Below are 17,963 nucleotides of genomic sequence, written 5' to 3' on the forward strand. Positions count from 1 at the left end.
CTATAAAGTCTCAACTGTTATGTTGTTATTAGTGTAAACACAAATCTTTGAAGCTATCTCTAAAGCTTTTTTTGCTATATCTTCTGTATCTAAATCAGTATTATACCGTAGCGCTAAGGCTGCAGCCATAGCATAATTTCCTCCAGATCCTATCCCAATCACATCCTCATCTGGCTCAATAACTTCACCAGTGCCAGAAATAAGTAAAGTATCCTTTTTATCTACCGCAATCAAAAGAGCTTCTAACTTTCTTAAAATCTTGTCTTTTCTCCATTCCTGTGCCAATTCTACTGCTGCTCTTTTTAAATTACCTCCATACTGCTCAAGTTTTTCTTCAAATTTTTGCGAAAGAGTCAAAGCATCAGCTACCGAACCAGCAAATCCTACTATTACTTCTCCATTATATAATCTTCTAATTTTTTTCGCTCCATGTTTTAAAATTGTATTTTCTCCAAAGGTAATCTGTCCATCACCAGCCACTGATACTTTATCGCCTTTTCTCACAGCAATTATGGTAGTACCCTTAAACATGTTTACACCCCTTTAGATAGTTTAATATTAACACATTTTTCACAATGCTTCAAGAATTAATTCAAAATTTTTGTTAAATTCATTTAACTTCTTTTTGATAATCACATCCTGGATTAGAACATTTTAGTATATGTACATTTTTTGTATTTTTTTCTATTAACATGCTACCACAAACAGGACATTTTTCCTCAACAGGTTTGTCCCACAATATAAAATCGCAATCAGGTGCATTTTCGCAAGCGTAATAAGTTCGGCCTTTTTTGCTCTTTTTCTTTACAATTTCTCCACCACATTTAGGGCATTTAACACCAACCTTTTCGTATAAAGGTTTTGTATTTTTGCATTCAGGAAAACCAGAACAAGCAAGAAATTTTCCATACCTGCCTTTCTTTACAACCATATTTCTTCCACAAAGTTCACATTTAATGTCAGTTACTTCTACTTCTTCCTTTACCTCTATCTCTTCCATTTGTTCTTCTGCAATCTTCAAAGTTTTGTAAAAGTCTTTATAAAACTCTTCCACTACTTCATACCATTTCACTTGACCTTCTTCAATCTTATCTAGCTGCTCTTCCATCTCAGCAGTAAATTTTACATCTACAATTTTTGAAAAGAACTCCTTTAATGCGTCTGTTACAATAAAACCTAATTCTGTAGGTTTTAAATTCTTTTTATCTTTTACCACATATCCTCTTTCTAACAAAGTAGAGATAGTAGGAGCATAAGTGCTGGGACGACCTATTCCTTTTTCCTCCAATTCTTTAATCAAAGAAGCTTCTGTATATCGAGGCGGAGGCTGGGTAAAATGTTGCATTGGCTTTAATTCCTCTAAAAACAATTTGGTCCCTTCTTGAAGTACAGGTACAGTTTTTTCTTCCTCTTCTTGCATATCTGTTCCTTCTACATACACTGTCATAAAACCTAAAAATTTAATGCTAGACCCTGAGGCTTTAAAAACATATCCATTATTTACTATGTCCATAGAAACAGTATCGTAAATTGCAGGTGCCATTTGACTTGCTATGAATCTACTCCAAACTAATTTGTACAATTTATATTGGTCTGGCGTTAAGGAATCCTTTATACTCTCGGGATCCCTGTAAATAGAAGTAGGTCTTATAGCTTCATGAGCATCCTGCACATTGGCTCTTTTAGAAACATAATTTGCTTCAGGATTGGCATACCCTTTTCCAAACTTTTCAACTATATATTTATATACCTCTGCCTTAGCTTCATTTGCGACCCTTGTAGAATCTGTCCTTATATAAGTAATAAGACCTACACTGCCTTCTCCTTTGATTTCTACCCCCTCATATAATTGTTGTGCAATTAACATAGTTTTTTTTGCAGTAAATCCCAATTTTCTCGAAGCTTCTTGTTGTAAAGTACTAGTGATAAAAGGTGGAGAAGGATTTCTCTTTTTGACACCTGTTTTTACTTTATCTATAATGTATTCTTCAGACAATGCTGCTAATATTTTGTCTACATCTTCTTTTGTCTTTAACTCAACTTTATCCTCTTTGGTACCGTAGAATTTTGCCTCAAACTTGCCAGAGTTTTTCTTATCAGAGAGAATCACGGTAATACTCCAATATTCTTCTGGCACAAAGGCTTCTATTTCTCTTTCTCTGTCGCAGATAAGCCTAGCTGCTACTGATTGAACTCTGCCTGCACTTAATCCCCTCTTTATTTTTTTCCAAAGAAGGGGACTTATTTTATATCCTACTAATCTATCAAGAATTCTCCTGGCTTGTTGCGCATCTACCAAATTTAAATCTATAGAGCGAGGGCTTTTAAGAGCAGTTTGCACTGCATTTTTTGTGATCTCGTGAAATTCTATGCGACAAGGCTCCTCAATATTCAAATTTAACAATTGGGCAATATGCCAGGAAATTGCTTCTCCTTCTCTGTCAGGGTCAGTGGCCAAAAAAATTTTATCTGCATCCTTTGCTTCTTTTTTTAAATTCTCTATAATAGCCCCTTTTCCCCGAATAGTTATGTACCTAGGAGCAAAATTGTTTTCAATATCGATACCTAATTGACTTTTAGGCAAATCCCTAACATGTCCCATGGAGGCTGCTACTTTAAAATTTTTGCCTAAAAATTTAGATATAGTCTTAGCTTTAGCTGGAGATTCCACAATAACTAGAGATTTTGCCATTTCGACACCTCCAAAACAATTTATAATTATATCAAAGTTTTTGACAATTATCAAAATATTTTTTTCTCATATTTATTGCCAGGAAGTTTTTCAATCATACCTTTTAACATTAAAGAAGATAAAATTGCATTAACTTTTGAGATTTTTATTTTCACATAGCCTGCTATTTCTTCTATATCTCTTGGAGCTTCACAAATAAAATCGTACACTTCTTTCTCTTCCTCCGTCAGAGAAGACATAAGATTTTCCTCAATCTTTTGTTGTACATCCTCTCTTAAATTAAATTCTTCTAAAATATCCTCAACACCAATTACAATTTTCGCACCTTGTTTTATGAGCTCATTTGTTCCTCTGCTATAAGCACTCGTTATATTCCCAGGTACTGCAAAAACCTCTCTTCCTTGTTCTAAGGCAAATTGAGCCGTCAATAAAGATCCACTTTTTATTCCTGCTTCTATCACAACTACCCCAAGAGATAACCCGCTTATGATTCTATTCCTCAGAGGAAAATTTTGTGGCAGTGGAGGAGAATCAAGAGGAAACTCTGAAACCAGCAATCCCTCCTCACTAATTTGCTCCATCAGCTTTTTATTTTCTCTTGGATAAACTATGTTTATGCCATTTCCCAAAACAGCAATAGTTTTTCCTCTTCCCTTCAACGCTCCTATATGAGAAAAACTATCAATTCCTCTTGCCATGCCACTTACAACTGTTATACCTCTTTCTGACAGCTCATATGCCAATTTTTGTGCCACTTGTTTTCCATAAAAAGTAGCATTTCTTGCGCCCACCATGGCAATGCGCAAATTATCTTTTAAATTTATATTCCCCTTCAAATATAAAACAGGAGGTGGATCATAAATATTTTTTAATTCTTTCGGATATTCCTCCTCTTCTAATGTATATACACTTATTTTTGAATTTTGCAATCTTTCTATATAATCAAAAGGGTTCAACTTCTGAGCTTCTATTATATTTTGTACTAATTTTCTATTTCCTATTGCTTTAAAAATATCAATTTCTTTTGCTTTATACACACCTTCCGCAGTTTTGAAAAATTCCATCAATTGAACAAAACTTTTATACCCTATTCCTTTGACAGTACTTAACCATATTTTAAAAATCTTTTCCCTTTCCATAATTGCTCCCCTTTAACATCGTTTTCCCTAATTATCTTTATTATAATACATAACCTGTGATAAAATAAAGAAAAAAGAAAGGTGATACAATGTCAAACTTATATAACCTACGCCAACTCAAAAACTATTTATACCAAAATCCCTTTTGTGACTTTCAATCTCTCAGCTTAAATGAAGCGGCTAAAAAGTGGCTTGAAAAAGAAACAGAAAGAATAAATAATCTAAAATACTATGAAAATCAATTATATCAATTAAATTTAAATTTCATTGCTGGAGTAGACGAGGCGGGAAGAGGTCCTTTAGTAGGACCAGTAGTCGCCGCCTGTGTAATACTTCCTAAAGAAGTTTTCATCCCTGAGATAAATGACTCGAAAAAACTATCTGAAGAAAAAAGAGAAGTATTGTCAGAGGTAATAAAAAAAGTAGCTATCTCGTATGCCATTGGAATAGTTGATTGCGAAGAAATTGATAAAATAAATATATTAAATGCTACCTACAAAGCCATGCAGATTGCTATTTCAAAAATACAACAAAAAATTGATTACCTTTTAGTAGATGCTATTACCATTCCTCAAATAGAGATAAATCAAAAAGCGATAGTAAAAGGAGATTCAAAAAGTATTTCTATAGCTGCTGCCTCTATACTGGCAAAGGTTGAAAGAGATAAAATAATGAAAGAATACCACAAAATCTATCCTCAGTATAATTTTGAAAAAAACAAAGGTTATGGTACAAAAGAACATATTGAAGCTTTAAAAAAATACGGTCCCTGTCCTATCCACAGAAAGACTTTTATTGAAAAAATTCTGAAAGGATGAAAAACATTGAACAAAAAAACAATAGGCAGCTTAGGAGAAAAAATAGCTGCCCAATATCTATTAAAATCAGGTTATAAAATTTTAGAGAAAAATTTTAAATGCAAAATTGGGGAAATAGATATAATAGCTCTATTCAAAAAAGAAATAGTTTTTGTAGAGGTAAAAACAAGAACCTCTACCTCTTTTGGAACTGGAAGTGAAGCTGTAAATTTTCATAAACAACAAAGAATATTGAAAATTGCCCAGTTGTACTTGGCTTCAACAGAAAAATTTCGAAATTTTCAGCCTCGTTTTGACGTGATTGAGGTTTATTTAAATCCTGATACATTAGCCTTTGAAAAACTAAGTCATTTCCCAAACGCCTTTTTAATCTTTTAATATCAATCCCATCTTTTCTTTTACTTCTTTCAAAGTTTTTTCTGCAACAGCTTGAGCTCTTTCCGCCCCTTCCTTTAAAACCTTCAAAACATAATCTCTACTGAGGTCTTTATAATTTTTTTGTATAACAGTCAATTTATCTATTACAACCTCTGCTAATTCTTTCTTTAAAGTGCCATAACCCTGTCCTTTAAATTTATTTACAACTTCTTCTATTTCCATACCTGTAAATAAACTATAAATAGTCAAAAGATTGCTAACACCCGGTTTGTTTTCCCAATCAAGCTTTATTTCAGTCTCAGAATCAGTCACTGCTCTCATTATTTTCTTTTTGATTACAGAAGGCTCATCCAAAAGATTGATTCTGTTATTTGGATCACTGTCACTTTTACTCATCTTTTTAGTAGGGTCAGTAAGACTCATTATTCTCGCACCAAGTTTTAAAATCATAGGCTCAGGAACTACAAAAGTTTCACCAAATCTGTTGTTAAAACGCTGCGCAATGTCTCTTGTCAGTTCTAAGTGCTGCTTTTGGTCTTCTCCTACAGGAACATAATGGGTATTGTATAAAAGTATATCTGCTGCCATCAAGTCCGGATATGTAAAAAGTCCAACTGAAACAGATTCCTTTCCTTTGCTTTTATCCTTAAATTGTGTCATCCTGCTCAATTCACCAAAATAGGTTATACATTGTAGCAACCATGCCAATTCTGCATGGGCAGGAACGTGAGACTGAATAAAAATGGTAACTTTTTTAGGATCTAAACCTATTGCAAGGTAAAGTGCTGCCAATTCAATAGTTTTTTCCTTTAAAACTTTAGGGTCTTGAGGAACTGTTAAAGCATGTAAATCAACGGCACAAAAAAAGCACTCATAATCTTCTTGTAGAGCAACAAATTGTCTCATTGCACCCAAGTAATTACCTATGTGAATGTCTCCCGAGGGTTGTACTCCTGAAAAAACTTTTTTCAAGCTATCAACTCCTTTTCAATTGAGTATTTTATGTCGTTTAGAAAAAATTATAAGAGAAAATTTCAAAATTTGCAATGAAATTTAAAATAATTCCCTCATAAATCCTTTTCCATGAACTTCGGCTACATCTAATATAGAGATAAAAGCATTTTCATCTATTTGGTGTACAATAAGTTTAAGTTGTGGAAGCTGTGTTAAAGACACAATAGAGTATAAAACCTTTTTACTCTCCTTAGTATAAGCTCCTTCTCCATGTAACAAAGTAACCCCCCTTTTTAATGTGGTCATTATCTCTTTACTCACTTCTTCTACTTTGTCAGTAACTATAAGTACCATTTTTTGTCTATTAAATCCCTTTAGAGTTTTATCTACCATGTAGGAAGTAATGTACATTGAGACAAGAGTGTAAAGAGCACTGGTCAAACCAAAAAATATAGCTCCAATGGCTACGATAAAAAAGTTAACAATAAAAGAAATATGCCCAATTTCAAAATTATCATATTTCTTTTTTACAATTACAGAAATTATATCTAAACCGCCAGTTGACCCGTGATTACTAAAAACTATTCCCATACCTAAACCATTTAACACTCCGCCGTATAAACTCAAAAGTAATGGATCATTTATATGTAATATATTTTTTATTGAATAAGTAAGCACCAAAAACAAAGAAAGTGATACAGTACCTATAATAGTAAAAATTGTAAACCTTAAATTTACTTTTTTATAGCTCAAAATTAAAAGTGGGATGTTTAGCAAAAATATAGTGTATCCTGCAGGAAACTTGGTTAAATACTGTATAATAAGTGCAATACCAGAGACTCCTCCACTTAAAAGTTTAGCATGAACAATAAACATGTTAATACCAATAGCAGACATTAAAGTCCCTATAAGAATAAAGAAAATATTTTTTATACTTTCCCTATTAAAAAAACTTGTTATCTCCAAAGCTAACACCTTCTTATCACATTTGAGAATTAATTACTTTACATAAAATTTTTATTGTAATTTTTATTTATGCCAATATTTGCTATCAACAATCCTATACTGTAATGCTTCTGCTACATGCTCAAACTTAATATTTTCTGCACCTTCCAAATCAGCAATTGTACGAGCAACTTTTAAAATTTTATTATATCCTCTTGCACTTAAATAAAACTTCTCGAAAGCCTCATTTAAAAATTTTTTAGTATCTTCATCAAGTTTGCAATATTTTTTTAACATATTTCCTTTTAATTGAGAATTAAAGTATATACCAGTACCTTTATACCTTTTAAGTTGCATTTCTCGTGCTTTTATAACTCGTTCGCGAATTTCCTTGGAACTTTCCGATGGCGTTTCTTCTTCGAAATATTTATCTTTTTTAAGAGGTTTTACCTCCACATGTAAATCAATTCTATCTAACAAAGGTCCTGAAATTTTATTTTGGTATCTTCTTATTTCATTTACACTGCAATGGCATTCGTGAGTATCATCTCCATAATAGCCACAAGGACAAGGATTCATAGCTAAAATTAAAATAAATTTACTTGGATAACTAAAGCTACCATTTACACGAGTAATTGTAACCACTTCATCTTCTAACGGCTGCCTTAAAACTTCTATTGCATCTTTTTTAAATTCAGGAATCTCATCTAAAAATAACACTCCATAGTGGGCAAGGGATACTTCCCCAGGCTTAGGATATTTTCCTCCCCCAACTAAAGCAACTGTAGAGATAGTATGATGAGGAGCTCTAAAAGGTCGAGTAGTGATAAGAGGCGTACCTTTTGGAAGCAATCCTGCTATACTGTATATCTTGGTAACTTCTAAAGCCTCTTCAAAACTTAACTGAGGAAGAATAGTAGGAAAACGCCTTGCCAACATAGTTTTACCCGCTCCAGGAGGGCCAATCATTAGCACATTGTGGCCTCCGGCAGCGGCAATCTCAAGTACCCTTTTTGCATTTTCCTGCCCTTTTACTTCAGCAAAATCTACGTCGTATTCTACATTATCAAAAAAACTATTAATATCTAAAGTAAAAGATTCTATTTCCCTATCTCCATTTAAAAATTCAACCACTTCTTTTAAATTTTTCATAGGATATACTTTTATCCCCTCTACAACTGCCGCTTCATGTGCATTTTCATAAGGAACAACAATAGAGGAAATACCTTTTTCCTTTGCCCCTATTACCATTGGCAGTATACCATTTACGCCTCTTAGACTTCCGTCCAAAGAAAGTTCACCTACAAAGGCTATGTCTTCTTTTTCCACTTTTATCTCCTCTGTGCATTTTAAAATCCCTACTGCTAAAGGCAAATCGAAAGCAGTGCCTTCTTTTTTAGTATCAGCTGGTGCTAAATTTACAGTGATTTTTTTGAGAGGAAATTCAAAGCCGCTGTTTTTGATAGCAGACCTTACTCTGTCTCTTGCTTCCTTAACTTCTGTATCACCCAAGCCTACAATATCAAAAGAAGGAATTCCAGTAGATAAATCTACCTCCACCTCTACCACATAGGCATTTATCCCCAAGACTGCCATACTTTTTACTTTAGAAAGCATAAAAATCAAATCCCCCTTATGGTCTTTCCAGAGAAATCCTCCCTAATTTCCCCTTTCGAAAATCCTCCAACAAAATATGAGAAGTTTTTAATGTATCTACTTCTCCCCTTGCAAGTAAACAACCTCTTTTTTTACCTATTTCTTTTAAAAGTTCAAAATCCTCATTTACTATTTTATCAATTTTATAGCGGGACATCAAATAATTGGGATAATACTTTTTTAAGATTGCTACTAAGTTTAATGCTATTTCTTCTATGTCCAATATTTCATCTTTTATAGCTCCAGTAATTGCTAACATAATTCCTACTTTTTTATCGTCAAATTTTGGCCAGAGTATGCCAGGAGTGTCCAAAAGGTCGAAATAAGGAGTTTTTATCCAATGCAAAGCCCTTGTCACCCCCGGCTTATCGCCAGTCTTTGCCCTTTTACTGCCAATTAATTTATTAATAAAAGTAGATTTACCGACATTTGGAACACCTACAATCATTCCTCTCAGCCTTGGAATCATTCCTTTTTGCTTTTTCTTCTCCAAAATATCTTGACAAACTTTGTTAGTTGCTTCATTTATCTCTTTAAGGCCAAATCCTGTAATTGAATTAACTTTTACCGCTTCTATTCCCTTTCCCTTGAAATATTCTATCCATAAATCCGTAATTACATCATCAGCCAAATCAGCTTTATTGAGAAGAATGATCCTTTTCTTATTTTTTACAATATCATCAATATCCGGGTTTCTACTGCTTTTAGGTATTCTCGCATCTACTATTTCGTATACTACATCTACTAACTTAAGGTTAGAAACTATCTCCTTTTTAGATTTTGCCATATGTCCAGGATACCACTGTATCATATCAATTCCTCCACATATTTAAAAAAGGGGTTTATAACCCCTTTTTACATTAATTCCTTTATCTTTGTAGCAGCTTTTCCTACTCTCTTTCTCAAATAATACAATTTTGCTCTTCTGACTTTACCTCTCCTTATAACCTCTATCTTTTCAATTCTGGGAGAGTGAAGTGGAAAAGTCCTTTCAACTCCAACGCCATAAGATACACGTCTTACAGTGAAAGTCTCTCTTAAACCTGATCCACTCTTTTTAATTACTATCCCTTCAAAAGGCTGAATTCTTTCCCTATCTCCTTCAATAACCTTATAATGTACCCTTATAGTATCTCCTACATTAAAAGGAGTTAAGTCTTTTCTCATCTGCTGACTTTCAACTGCTTTTATTAAGTCCATTATTTTTCCCTCCTTCCAGCTTCTAAATGTCAAACCCTCTTTCTCGCAAAAATTTTTTATCTTCTTCAGTCAAAACAGCCTTTTTAAGCAAATCTGGCCGTTTTAAAAGAGTTATCTCTAAAGACTTTTGCCTTCGCCATTTAGCTATTTCGGCATGATTACCACTTAGTAAAATTTCTGGCACCTTCATACCTCTAAAAACTTCTGGCCTTGTATACTGTGGATATTCCAATAAATTATTAGCAAAGGATTCTTCTATAGCGCTTTGAGGGTGTGAAAGTACTCCTTCAATAAGTCTTGTTACAGCGTCAATGATAGCCATGGCGGCTATCTCTCCGCCTGTCAATATAAAATCTCCTAAAGAAATTTCTTCATCAATAACAGAATAGACTCTTTCATCTATTCCTTCATAGTGTCCACACAAAAGGGCTATTCTTTCTAATTTAGACATCTTAACCGCCATTTCCTGATTAAAAATTTTACCTTTAGGACCAAGGTAATATACAGGGATATTTCCTTGACTTTTTACAAATTCAATTGCATCAAAGAGAGGCTGAGGCATCATCACCATTCCTGGCCCGCCTCCATAAGGATAATCATCTACTCTTTTGTGTTTATCCTTTGAAAAATCTCTTATATTTATCAAATTAACTTTTATTTTTCCTTTTTCAATAGCCCTTTTCAATATACTATAGGATAAAACACTATCAAACATTTCAGGAAATAGGGTTAAAACGTCAAAAATCATCATAGCCCCTCCAGAAGGTGGACCACCATTACTTTATTGTCAACATCAACTTTTTTGACCACTTCTTTTATAGCAGGAATTAGTATTTCCCTCTCCTCAGTTTTTATTACATACACATCATTTGCACCTGTCTTAAGTACCTCTACCAATGTACCCAGAAAACTTCCTTCTTCTGTATACACCTTCATCCCGACTAAATCTTTGATGAAATATTCATTTTCTTCTAACTCCAAAGCATTTTGAGAGTCAACTTTTAAAAAGGCCCCTTTTAATTTTTCTGCATCGCCTCTAGTATCAATTCCTTTTAATTTTACACAAACTCCTTTAGATATAATCTTGACATATTCAATGTCATATTTGTGGGGCCTTTGTTGGTCATCAAAAATCCATACATACTCAAGGTCATAAAACCTTTCGGGAACATTGGTAAGAGGATATACTTTAACTTCGCCCTTAATGCCATGGGCAGAAGTAACTTTTCCTACATTATAATAATCAGCCATACCACCACCTAGATTATCTCAACAATCACACGTTTCTTTTCTTTTAAGGCAGCAGCTTTAACCAATGTGCGAATTGCTTGAGCAATCCTTCCCTGTTTCCCAATTACCTTTCCCATATCTTCGGGAGCAACTTTAAGCTCTATGATAACAGATTGCTGTCCCTCTATTTCATTGACTTCTACAGCATCAGGATTGTCAACTAACGCTTTGGCTATAGTTTTAACCAATTCTCCCATTATTACACCTCCTCACAAGAGAGGATTATTGAGATGCACTATTGCCAATTATACCTTCTTTTTTAAACAGTGACTTTACAGTATCTGAAGGTTGGGCACCAACACTAAGCCACTTTTTAGCCTTTTCAACATCTATTTTTATTTCAGCAGGCTGGGCTATAGGATTGTAATATCCTATCTCATCAATAAACCTTCCATCTCTTGGTGACCTTGAATCTGCTACTACTATCCTGTAAAAAGGTCTTTTCTTAGCCCCAAACCTTTTTAATCTTATTCTGACTGCCACTTTCTCACCTCCTTCAAAAGTTGCCCACCTTCCGATATCATCTAAAGAAAGGCAGCCTCATTTTACCTTTCTTTAGGTCTTTGTCAATATCAGCAAATTTCTTCATCATCTTTTTAGTTTCTTCAAACTGTTTTAAGAGGCTATTTACCTGTTGGATGGTGGTACCGCTGCCTTTGGCTATTCTTTTCTTTCTACTGCCATTTATAATAGAAGGGTTTTGCCTTTCTTCTTTAGTCATAGATTGAATAATGGCTTCTATCCTCTTTAAGTCTTTTTCAGAAATGTCTACATTTTTAAGCATGTTTTTGTTCATTCCAGGGATCATACTGAGAAGTTGGTCTAAAGGCCCCATATTTTTAAGACTCTGCAATTGTTCCAAGAAATCTTCCAATGTAAACTGTTTTGTTAAAAGCTTTTGACCTAACTCTTGTGCCTTTTTCTCATCAATTGCTGCTTGGGCCTTTTCAATTAAAGTCAAAACATCTCCCATTCCCAAAATACGAGAGGCCATTCTATCAGGATAAAAAGGCTCTAAATCTGTCAACTTTTCGCCTGTACCCACATATTTTATGGGTTTTTGTGTAACAGCCTTAATAGAAAGAGCTGCTCCACCCCTCGTATCTCCATCCAATTTTGTCAATATAACTCCTGTTATATCTAACCTTTCATTAAAGGAAGACGCTACATTCACTGCGTCTTGACCTGTCATCGCATCTACTACTAACAAAATTTCATCTGGTTGTACTGCTTTTTTTATATTTACAAGTTCCTCCATTAATTCTTCATCTATGTGAAGCCTACCCGCAGTATCTATGATAATTACGTCAGAGTTATGAGACCTTGCATAATCAATAGAAGCTTTTGCAATATCAACAGGGTTTACTTTGTCCCCCATTGTAAAAACTGGTACATTTACATTAGCTCCCACAACCTGTAACTGCTTTATGGCAGCCGGTCTGACGACGTCACAGGCTACTAGTAGGGGATTTTTTCCCTGCTTCTTTAACAAGTTTGCCAATTTCCCACAAGCAGTAGTCTTTCCAGAACCTTGAAGTCCAACCATCATTATAACTGCAGGAACTTTATTCCCTATATTTAACCGGCTTTGAGTAGACCCCATAAGGGCTATAAGCTCATCATTGACTATCTTTATCACCTGTTGCCCCGGGGTCAGGCTTTCCATCACTTCTTGCCCTAAAGCTTTTTCTGTAACAGAGTTTATAAAGTCTTTTACTACTTTAAAGTTGACATCCGCTTCTAAGAGGGCAACTTTTACTTCCCTCATAGCTTCTTTTATATCTTTTTCTGTGAGTTTTCCTTTTCCTCTTAACTTTTTAAAGATTTCCTGCAGCCTTTCAGATAGGCTTTCAAAAGCCATTAAAATTTACCTCCTACGGATTTAGCTCCTCTATTTCACGAGCTATCTCCTCAATAATTTTTAAAATTTCTGGGTCTCTTTCTCTTTCCCGTATTATTTCAATGCCCTTTTTTATCTTATCCAGTTTATTCATTATTTCTTGATGTCTTTTTACCAATCCTAATTTTTCCTCAAAAAACTCTAACGAGCTTTCTGCTCTTTTTAAGGTATCATAAACCCCTTGCCGCGAGATATCCAAAAGTTCGGAAATTTCTCCAAGAGAATAATCATTTAAATAATACATCTCAAAAATTTCTCTTTGCTTATCTGTAAGCAAAGCACCATAAAAATCATACAAAAGAGTCATAAATAAAAAATCATCATCCACAAAAATCCCACCCGTTAAGGTCCTAACCTTTACATTAAGATTTTATATGAAGGGCTGCTTTTTGTCAAGCTGTGTTTTTTCATTTTTTTACGATTTAATTTACTGAAAAATAGCAGAAACGAAAGATTTTGCATCAAAAGCTTGCAAATCCTCTATTCCTTCCCCAATTCCTATATATCTTATAGGTACATTTAATTCTGATTTTATAGCTACCACAATTCCACCTTTTGCCGTTCCATCTAATTTGGTAAGTACAATACCGGTTATATCAGAAACTTCTTTAAATATTTTCGCCTGTTGAAGAGCATTTTGACCAGTTGTAGCATCTAAAACTAAAAAGGTTTCTACTCTCGCTTCAGGATATTCCCTATCTATAACTCTGCGAATTTTCCTCAATTCCTCCATCAGATTCTTTTTATTGTGGAGTCTACCTGCAGTATCACAAATAAGTATATCTATTCCCCTTGCTTTTGAGGCTTGAATGCCATCAAAAATAACAGAAGCTGGATCTGAGCCTTCTTGGTGTTTGATAATTGGACAGTTAACTCTCTCTGCCCATATTTCTAACTGGTCAATAGCTGCAGCTCTAAAAGTATCACCTGCTGCTAGCATAACTTTTTTGCCTTCTTTTTTGTACAAATAAGCTAATTTTCCAATTGTAGTAGTCTTTCCTACTCCATTTACCCCAACGTTCAATATCACCATAGGAGAAGTCAAGGTAAAAGGTTCTACATCCTTTTGCAAAATTTCATAAACTTCTTCAGCTAAAAGTTCTTTTATTTGAGATGCATCATAAATCTTTCTTTCTTTTGCCTTTTGACGTATTCCTTCTATAATCTTAGAAGTAGTACTAATACCTATATCAGCTAAAATTAAAATCTCTTCTAATTCTTCCAAAAGTTCTTCGTCAATTTTTCTACCTATTGTAACAATACTATCTATTTTAGAAGTCAAATTTTCTCTTGTTTTTAAAAGTCCTTCTTTAATCTTTTGAAAAAAACCTTTTTTTTCTTCAGCAGTTTCGGATTCTTTTTTAGATTTGTCAAAAAAATTAAGCATGTTTTACCAAGCCTCCTATTTTGTCGTCAGTATTTAGTTTAAGGGATAACAATTTGGAAACTCCTTTTTCTTGCATTGTTACACCGTATATCGCATCTGCCACCATCATTGTCCCTTTTCTGTGGCTTACAACTATAAACTGAGTATCTCTTGACAATTCTTTCAGAAACTCAGCAAATCTCTCCACATTTGCATCATCTAATGCTGCATCTATCTCATCCAATATACAAAAAGGAGTAGGTTTTATAATTAGCATTGCAAATAAAAGGGAAATAGCAACTAATGCCTTTTCTCCTCCTGAAAGAAGAGAAAGGGTTTGCAATTTCTTTCCTGGGGGCTGTGCTTTAATTTCTATACCTGTTTCTAAAAGATTGTCTTCATCAGTAAGTATTAACTCTGCATTACCCCCTCCAAAAAGTCGCCTAAACGTCTCCTTAAATTGAATCTGTAGGATTTCAAAACCATCTTTAAATTTTGTTTTGATAATTTTATTTGCTTCTTCGATTACAGAAATCAAAGATTCCTTTGCCTTTATAATATCTTCCATCTGAGATTTTAAAAAATCATACCTTTCCTTTACCTCTTTATATTCTTCAATAGCATCTATATTCACATTACCTAATCCTTTTATAGCCTTTGCCAAATGATCTGCTCTTTGTCTTAATTTTGAAATCTCGCCTTCTTCAGCTTCTTCAAAAGCTCTGTCTAAGGTCAATTCATATTCTTCCCAAAGCCTATTTTTGATATTGTCAATCTCTATCTGGAATCTTTGCATTTCCATTTCTACCTTATGAAATTCTTCATTAATATTAGTAAATTCTTGTTGTAAAATCGAAAATTTTTCTTTACGTTTTTGTAAATCCTCTTCTTCTTGGAAAATATTATCTTCTAAAGAAGAAATATCTTTTTGAATTTTTTCTACTTCTTGCTGTAATTTATATATTTCTCCTTGCAACTTTTCCCTCTCTAAACTCAAATTGACCTTTAAGCTTTCTATTTCTTTAATATTCTTTTCCTTCTCTACTATATTGTTTTTTTCTCTATCAAATTCTTGCCGTTTATCTTTTAAGTTATGAAGTTCATTCTGGAGCTTTTGTTCGATTTTAGCGATTTCAATTTTCAAAGCAGTGATTTCCTTGTCTAAAATTGCTAAATTTTCTTCTTCTTTATTGTTTTTTTCTTTAAAACCATTGATCAAGGCATCCAATTGTTCTTTTTCTTTTTCTAAGCTTTCTAACTCTTTTAAAAACCGGTCAATTTCTTGTTGATAATTTCTAACATTTTCCTTTAATTCATCAATTTCTAAAGTATAATTTTCTAGTTGATTTAATAAATTTCCTATTTCTTTTTCTAATGAAATCCTCCTTTGATCATTAGAAGTTATATTGTAGCTAATATCAGAAATTTCTTTGTTCAATAATTCTATTTGCTCCTCTACATGAATTTTATCATTTATTTTTTGCCCAATTTCTTCCCCCACTATTTCTTGTTGATTTTTTAAACTATCAATTTCTTTTTTCAGTTTAGTTATCTCTTCTTTTCTTTTAAAGATACTTTGAAGTTTAGGTTTTAAACTGCCACCGGTTATTGCACCCCCTGGATTTATAACTTCTCCTTCTAATGTTACAATTTTATAAGCTTGATTATATTTTTTAGATAACCTCACTGCATTTTCAATGGTATCTACTATAATAACACGGCCTAACAAAAAATTAAAAATTTCTTCTAAATTATCGTTATACTTTATTAGCTTAGAAGCAACTCCAATTACGCCTTTCTCAGTCAAAATATTGCTTTCCTGTTGAGAAAGACCCCTCCCACGGATTAAATCAAGAGGCAAAAAAGTAGCTCTTCCTAAATCTTTTTGTTTTAACCTTTCAATTATTTCCGCTACTCCCTCAGAAGATTTTATAACTATATTCTGTATACTTGAGCCTAATGCTACCTCAATTGCTGTGCTATAAGTATTTTCAACCTCTAAAAGTTCCCCCACTACTCCTATTATGTTTTCTTTAAAAGAAGGAATATTTTCAGAGAGTTTTAACAAGTTCCGCACAGTTCCACTATAGCCTTCGTAATTTTTATCCATTTCCTCTAAAATAGAAAGTCGTGACCTTTTTCTCTCAATTTCTTCTTTAATAACTTTTAAAGTATCTTCCTTCAAAATCAGCTCATTATCAATTTTTTGTAAAGCTTGCTGTTTAGTAATCCTTTGCTGATTTTTGTTATCCAGTTCTTTTTGTAAAATTTGTAATTCTTCAACAATTTTAGTTTTTTCTTTATCCAACATTTCTATTCGATTTTGAATTTCCTCTATATGCTTTTTTAAATTTTGCTGCCTACTTATTGCCTCTTCCTTTAGAGAATTGTTCAAAGACAATTTTCCTTTCACATCTGCTATGCTATTTAAAATTTCAATTATATCTTCCTTAGCTTTTTCAACTTCTTCTATCTTATCTTTTTGCTGCTTTTGTAAACTTATATATTCTTCCTGAAATTGTTTTAATTTCTCTTCTAATTCTTTTTTGTTAACATGTAAAAGGGCTACATTAGACTCTACCCTTTTAAGTTCTTCCCTCAAAATTTCCTCACGTTTTGCAATTTTTTCTAACTCCTCCCTGTAAAGTCGAGAGGTTTCTTCTAAATTTCTAAGCTTCTCTATTATTAATTCCCTTTTTCCTGAGACTATCTCTATCTCTCTTAACTTATTGTGATATTCCTCTTTTTCACTGTCCAATTGCTGTTTTAAGTCATGAATTTCTTTTTCTTTATATAACAAATTCTCCTCTTGATTGATTTTATGTATTTTTTTTACATCTAATTGATTTTTTAAGTTCTCATATTTTCCTTTTAAAGCATCGTACTGATTCATAGACCTCTTTGCTAATTGAATATATAAACTTATATCTACTTTTCTTTTTTCCTGATGAAGTTTTAAAAACTCTTCTGCCTTGCTTTTTTGCGTTTCCAAAGTAGTAAGCTGCTTCTCTAATTCTACAACTATATCGTTTAAACGAAGTAGATTATCATTAGCTGCTGTGAGTTTCCTTTCTGCTTCTTCTTTTTTATATCTGTACTTTGAAATACCTATTGCTTCCTCAAAAATTTGTCTTCTATCTTCTGGTTTCGCAGATAGGATTTCGTCTATTCTACCTTGTCCTATTATTGAATAGCCTTCTTTTCCTACTCCTGTATCTAAAAAAAGCTCGTATATGTCCTTAAGACGGCAAGGAGTTTTATTTATAAAAAACTCACTTTCGCCAGATCTAAAAATTTTTCTGGTAATAACTACTTCTGTATAATCAAAAGGAAGATAACCATCGGAATTATCAAGGGTGAGATTTATTTCACAAAAACCTAAAGGTTTTCTATTCTCGCTACCTGCAAAAATTACATCCTCTAACTTAGAACCTCTTAAACTTTTGATACTTTGTTCTCCCAGAACTAATCTAATAGCGTCAGAAATATTACTTTTGCCACTTCCATTTGGACCTACAATTGCTGTTACACCTTTTTCAAAATCAAGAGTTACTTTGTCTGCAAAAGACTTAAAGCCTTGAAGTTCAAGTTTCTTAAGGTACATACCACCACTCCTTATGCACCT

Annotated in this window: 18 protein-coding genes; 2 read left to right on the plus strand and 16 right to left on the minus strand. The window is 33.3% G+C overall.

The annotated features are described in order from the left end of the window. The 3 genes from hslV to dprA form a co-directional block, all read right to left on the minus strand. Positions 1-531 carry an ATP-dependent protease subunit HslV gene (gene hslV, locus THEBR_RS06405; protein WP_003869177.1) on the minus strand — a complete coding sequence of 177 codons (531 nt, stop codon included), beginning with the start codon at positions 529-531 and terminating at the stop codon, positions 1-3. A 79-nt stretch (positions 532-610) separates the two neighbouring features. Next, positions 611-2,692: a type I DNA topoisomerase gene (gene topA / locus THEBR_RS06410; RefSeq protein WP_004396182.1), complete on the minus strand. Its 2,082-nt coding sequence runs from the start codon at positions 2,690-2,692 to the stop codon at positions 611-613. Positions 2,693-2,742: 50 nt separating this feature from the next. Then, positions 2,743-3,831: a DNA-processing protein DprA gene (gene dprA, locus THEBR_RS06415; protein WP_004396181.1), complete on the minus strand. Its 1,089-nt coding sequence runs from the start codon at positions 3,829-3,831 to the stop codon at positions 2,743-2,745. An 89-nt stretch (positions 3,832-3,920) separates the two neighbouring features. Between dprA and THEBR_RS06420 the strand changes: the two genes are divergently transcribed. Together THEBR_RS06420 and THEBR_RS06425 are read left to right on the plus strand one after the other, a co-directional pair. Then, positions 3,921-4,649 carry a ribonuclease HII gene (locus THEBR_RS06420; RefSeq protein ID WP_004396180.1) on the plus strand — a complete coding sequence of 243 codons (729 nt, stop codon included), beginning with the start codon at positions 3,921-3,923 and terminating at the stop codon, positions 4,647-4,649. Between the two features lie 6 nt (positions 4,650-4,655). Continuing rightward, positions 4,656-5,027, plus strand: a complete 372-nt coding sequence (locus THEBR_RS06425) for a YraN family protein (RefSeq protein WP_004396179.1) — start codon at positions 4,656-4,658, stop codon at positions 5,025-5,027. On the opposite strand, the gene trpS is transcribed toward THEBR_RS06425, so the two are convergent. The 13 genes from trpS to smc all read right to left on the minus strand — a co-directional run bounded on the left by trpS (position 5,016) and on the right by smc (position 17,942). Beyond that, complete coding sequence (gene trpS / locus THEBR_RS06430) at positions 5,016-5,999, minus strand: tryptophan--tRNA ligase (protein ID WP_004396178.1); 984 nt, start codon at positions 5,997-5,999, stop codon at positions 5,016-5,018. The genes THEBR_RS06425 and trpS overlap by 12 nt on opposite strands. An 81-nt stretch (positions 6,000-6,080) precedes the next feature. After that, entirely contained in the window at positions 6,081-6,947 is an 867-nt protein-coding gene (locus tag THEBR_RS06435) for a YitT family protein (RefSeq protein WP_004396177.1), read from the minus strand. A gap of 63 nt (positions 6,948-7,010) precedes the next feature. Then, positions 7,011-8,543 (minus strand): YifB family Mg chelatase-like AAA ATPase, encoded by a 1,533-nt coding sequence (locus THEBR_RS06440; protein WP_012269370.1) that lies wholly within the window; start codon positions 8,541-8,543, stop codon positions 7,011-7,013. A 16-nt stretch (positions 8,544-8,559) separates the two neighbouring features. Further along, complete coding sequence (ylqF, locus tag THEBR_RS06445) at positions 8,560-9,393, minus strand: ribosome biogenesis GTPase YlqF (protein ID WP_012269371.1); 834 nt, start codon at positions 9,391-9,393, stop codon at positions 8,560-8,562. Between the two features lie 44 nt (positions 9,394-9,437). Then, entirely contained in the window at positions 9,438-9,782 is a 345-nt protein-coding gene (gene rplS / locus THEBR_RS06450; protein WP_003866683.1) for a 50S ribosomal protein L19, read from the minus strand. A gap of 22 nt (positions 9,783-9,804) precedes the next feature. Continuing rightward, positions 9,805-10,530 (minus strand): tRNA (guanosine(37)-N1)-methyltransferase TrmD, encoded by a 726-nt coding sequence (gene trmD, locus THEBR_RS06455; RefSeq protein WP_003866682.1) that lies wholly within the window; start codon positions 10,528-10,530, stop codon positions 9,805-9,807. Further along, positions 10,530-11,033, minus strand: coding sequence for a ribosome maturation factor RimM (gene rimM, locus THEBR_RS06460; protein WP_003866681.1), 504 nt, complete (start codon positions 11,031-11,033; stop codon positions 10,530-10,532). The genes trmD and rimM overlap by 1 nt, the downstream gene beginning before the upstream one ends. An 8-nt stretch (positions 11,034-11,041) precedes the next feature. Further along, on the minus strand, positions 11,042-11,269 hold the full coding sequence (locus THEBR_RS06465) for a KH domain-containing protein (RefSeq protein ID WP_003866680.1): 228 nt from the start codon (positions 11,267-11,269) through the stop codon (positions 11,042-11,044). Positions 11,270-11,294: 25 nt separating this feature from the next. After that, positions 11,295-11,555 carry a 30S ribosomal protein S16 gene (rpsP, locus tag THEBR_RS06470; protein WP_003866679.1) on the minus strand — a complete coding sequence of 87 codons (261 nt, stop codon included), beginning with the start codon at positions 11,553-11,555 and terminating at the stop codon, positions 11,295-11,297. A 37-nt stretch (positions 11,556-11,592) separates the two neighbouring features. Next, a complete protein-coding gene (ffh, locus tag THEBR_RS06475) occupies positions 11,593-12,933 on the minus strand; it encodes a signal recognition particle protein (protein WP_003869187.1) in 1,341 nt (446 codons plus the stop codon). Positions 12,934-12,946: 13 nt separating this feature from the next. Continuing rightward, positions 12,947-13,300, minus strand: coding sequence for a putative DNA-binding protein (locus THEBR_RS06480; protein ID WP_004396175.1), 354 nt, complete (start codon positions 13,298-13,300; stop codon positions 12,947-12,949). Positions 13,301-13,399: 99 nt separating this feature from the next. Beyond that, positions 13,400-14,359, minus strand: coding sequence for a signal recognition particle-docking protein FtsY (gene ftsY, locus THEBR_RS06485; RefSeq protein WP_012269373.1), 960 nt, complete (start codon positions 14,357-14,359; stop codon positions 13,400-13,402). Continuing rightward, complete coding sequence (smc, locus tag THEBR_RS06490) at positions 14,352-17,942, minus strand: chromosome segregation protein SMC (protein ID WP_012269374.1); 3,591 nt, start codon at positions 17,940-17,942, stop codon at positions 14,352-14,354. The genes ftsY and smc overlap by 8 nt, the downstream gene beginning before the upstream one ends. Positions 17,943-17,963: the final 21 nt, after the last annotated feature.

The organism is Thermoanaerobacter brockii subsp. finnii Ako-1 (genome assembly GCF_000175295.2).
In the GTDB taxonomy this organism is placed as follows: domain Bacteria; phylum Bacillota; class Thermoanaerobacteria; order Thermoanaerobacterales; family Thermoanaerobacteraceae; genus Thermoanaerobacter; species Thermoanaerobacter pseudethanolicus.

Bases quoted from the DNA above. Each gene is read 5' to 3' on its own strand.
- ylqF (WP_012269371.1), bottom strand. From the start codon at position 9,393: ATGATACAGTGGTATCCTGGACATATGGCAAAATCTAAAAAGGAGATA.
- rimM (WP_003866681.1), bottom strand. From the start codon at position 11,033: ATGGCTGATTATTATAATGTAGGAAAAGTTACTTCTGCCCATGGCATT.
- THEBR_RS06440 (WP_012269370.1), bottom strand. From the start codon at position 8,543: ATGCTTTCTAAAGTAAAAAGTATGGCAGTCTTGGGGATAAATGCCTAT.
- trmD (WP_003866682.1), bottom strand. From the start codon at position 10,530: ATGATTTTTGACGTTTTAACCCTATTTCCTGAAATGTTTGATAGTGTT.
- THEBR_RS06465 (WP_003866680.1), bottom strand. From the start codon at position 11,269: ATGGGAGAATTGGTTAAAACTATAGCCAAAGCGTTAGTTGACAATCCT.
- dprA (WP_004396181.1), bottom strand. From the start codon at position 3,831: ATGGAAAGGGAAAAGATTTTTAAAATATGGTTAAGTACTGTCAAAGGA.
- ffh (WP_003869187.1), bottom strand. From the start codon at position 12,933: ATGGCTTTTGAAAGCCTATCTGAAAGGCTGCAGGAAATCTTTAAAAAG.
- THEBR_RS06420 (WP_004396180.1), top strand. From the start codon at position 3,921: ATGTCAAACTTATATAACCTACGCCAACTCAAAAACTATTTATACCAA.
- hslV (WP_003869177.1), bottom strand. From the start codon at position 531: ATGTTTAAGGGTACTACCATAATTGCTGTGAGAAAAGGCGATAAAGTA.
- ftsY (WP_012269373.1), bottom strand. From the start codon at position 14,359: ATGCTTAATTTTTTTGACAAATCTAAAAAAGAATCCGAAACTGCTGAA.
- smc (WP_012269374.1), bottom strand. From the start codon at position 17,942: ATGTACCTTAAGAAACTTGAACTTCAAGGCTTTAAGTCTTTTGCAGAC.
- rplS (WP_003866683.1), bottom strand. From the start codon at position 9,782: ATGGACTTAATAAAAGCAGTTGAAAGTCAGCAGATGAGAAAAGACTTA.
- topA (WP_004396182.1), bottom strand. From the start codon at position 2,692: ATGGCAAAATCTCTAGTTATTGTGGAATCTCCAGCTAAAGCTAAGACT.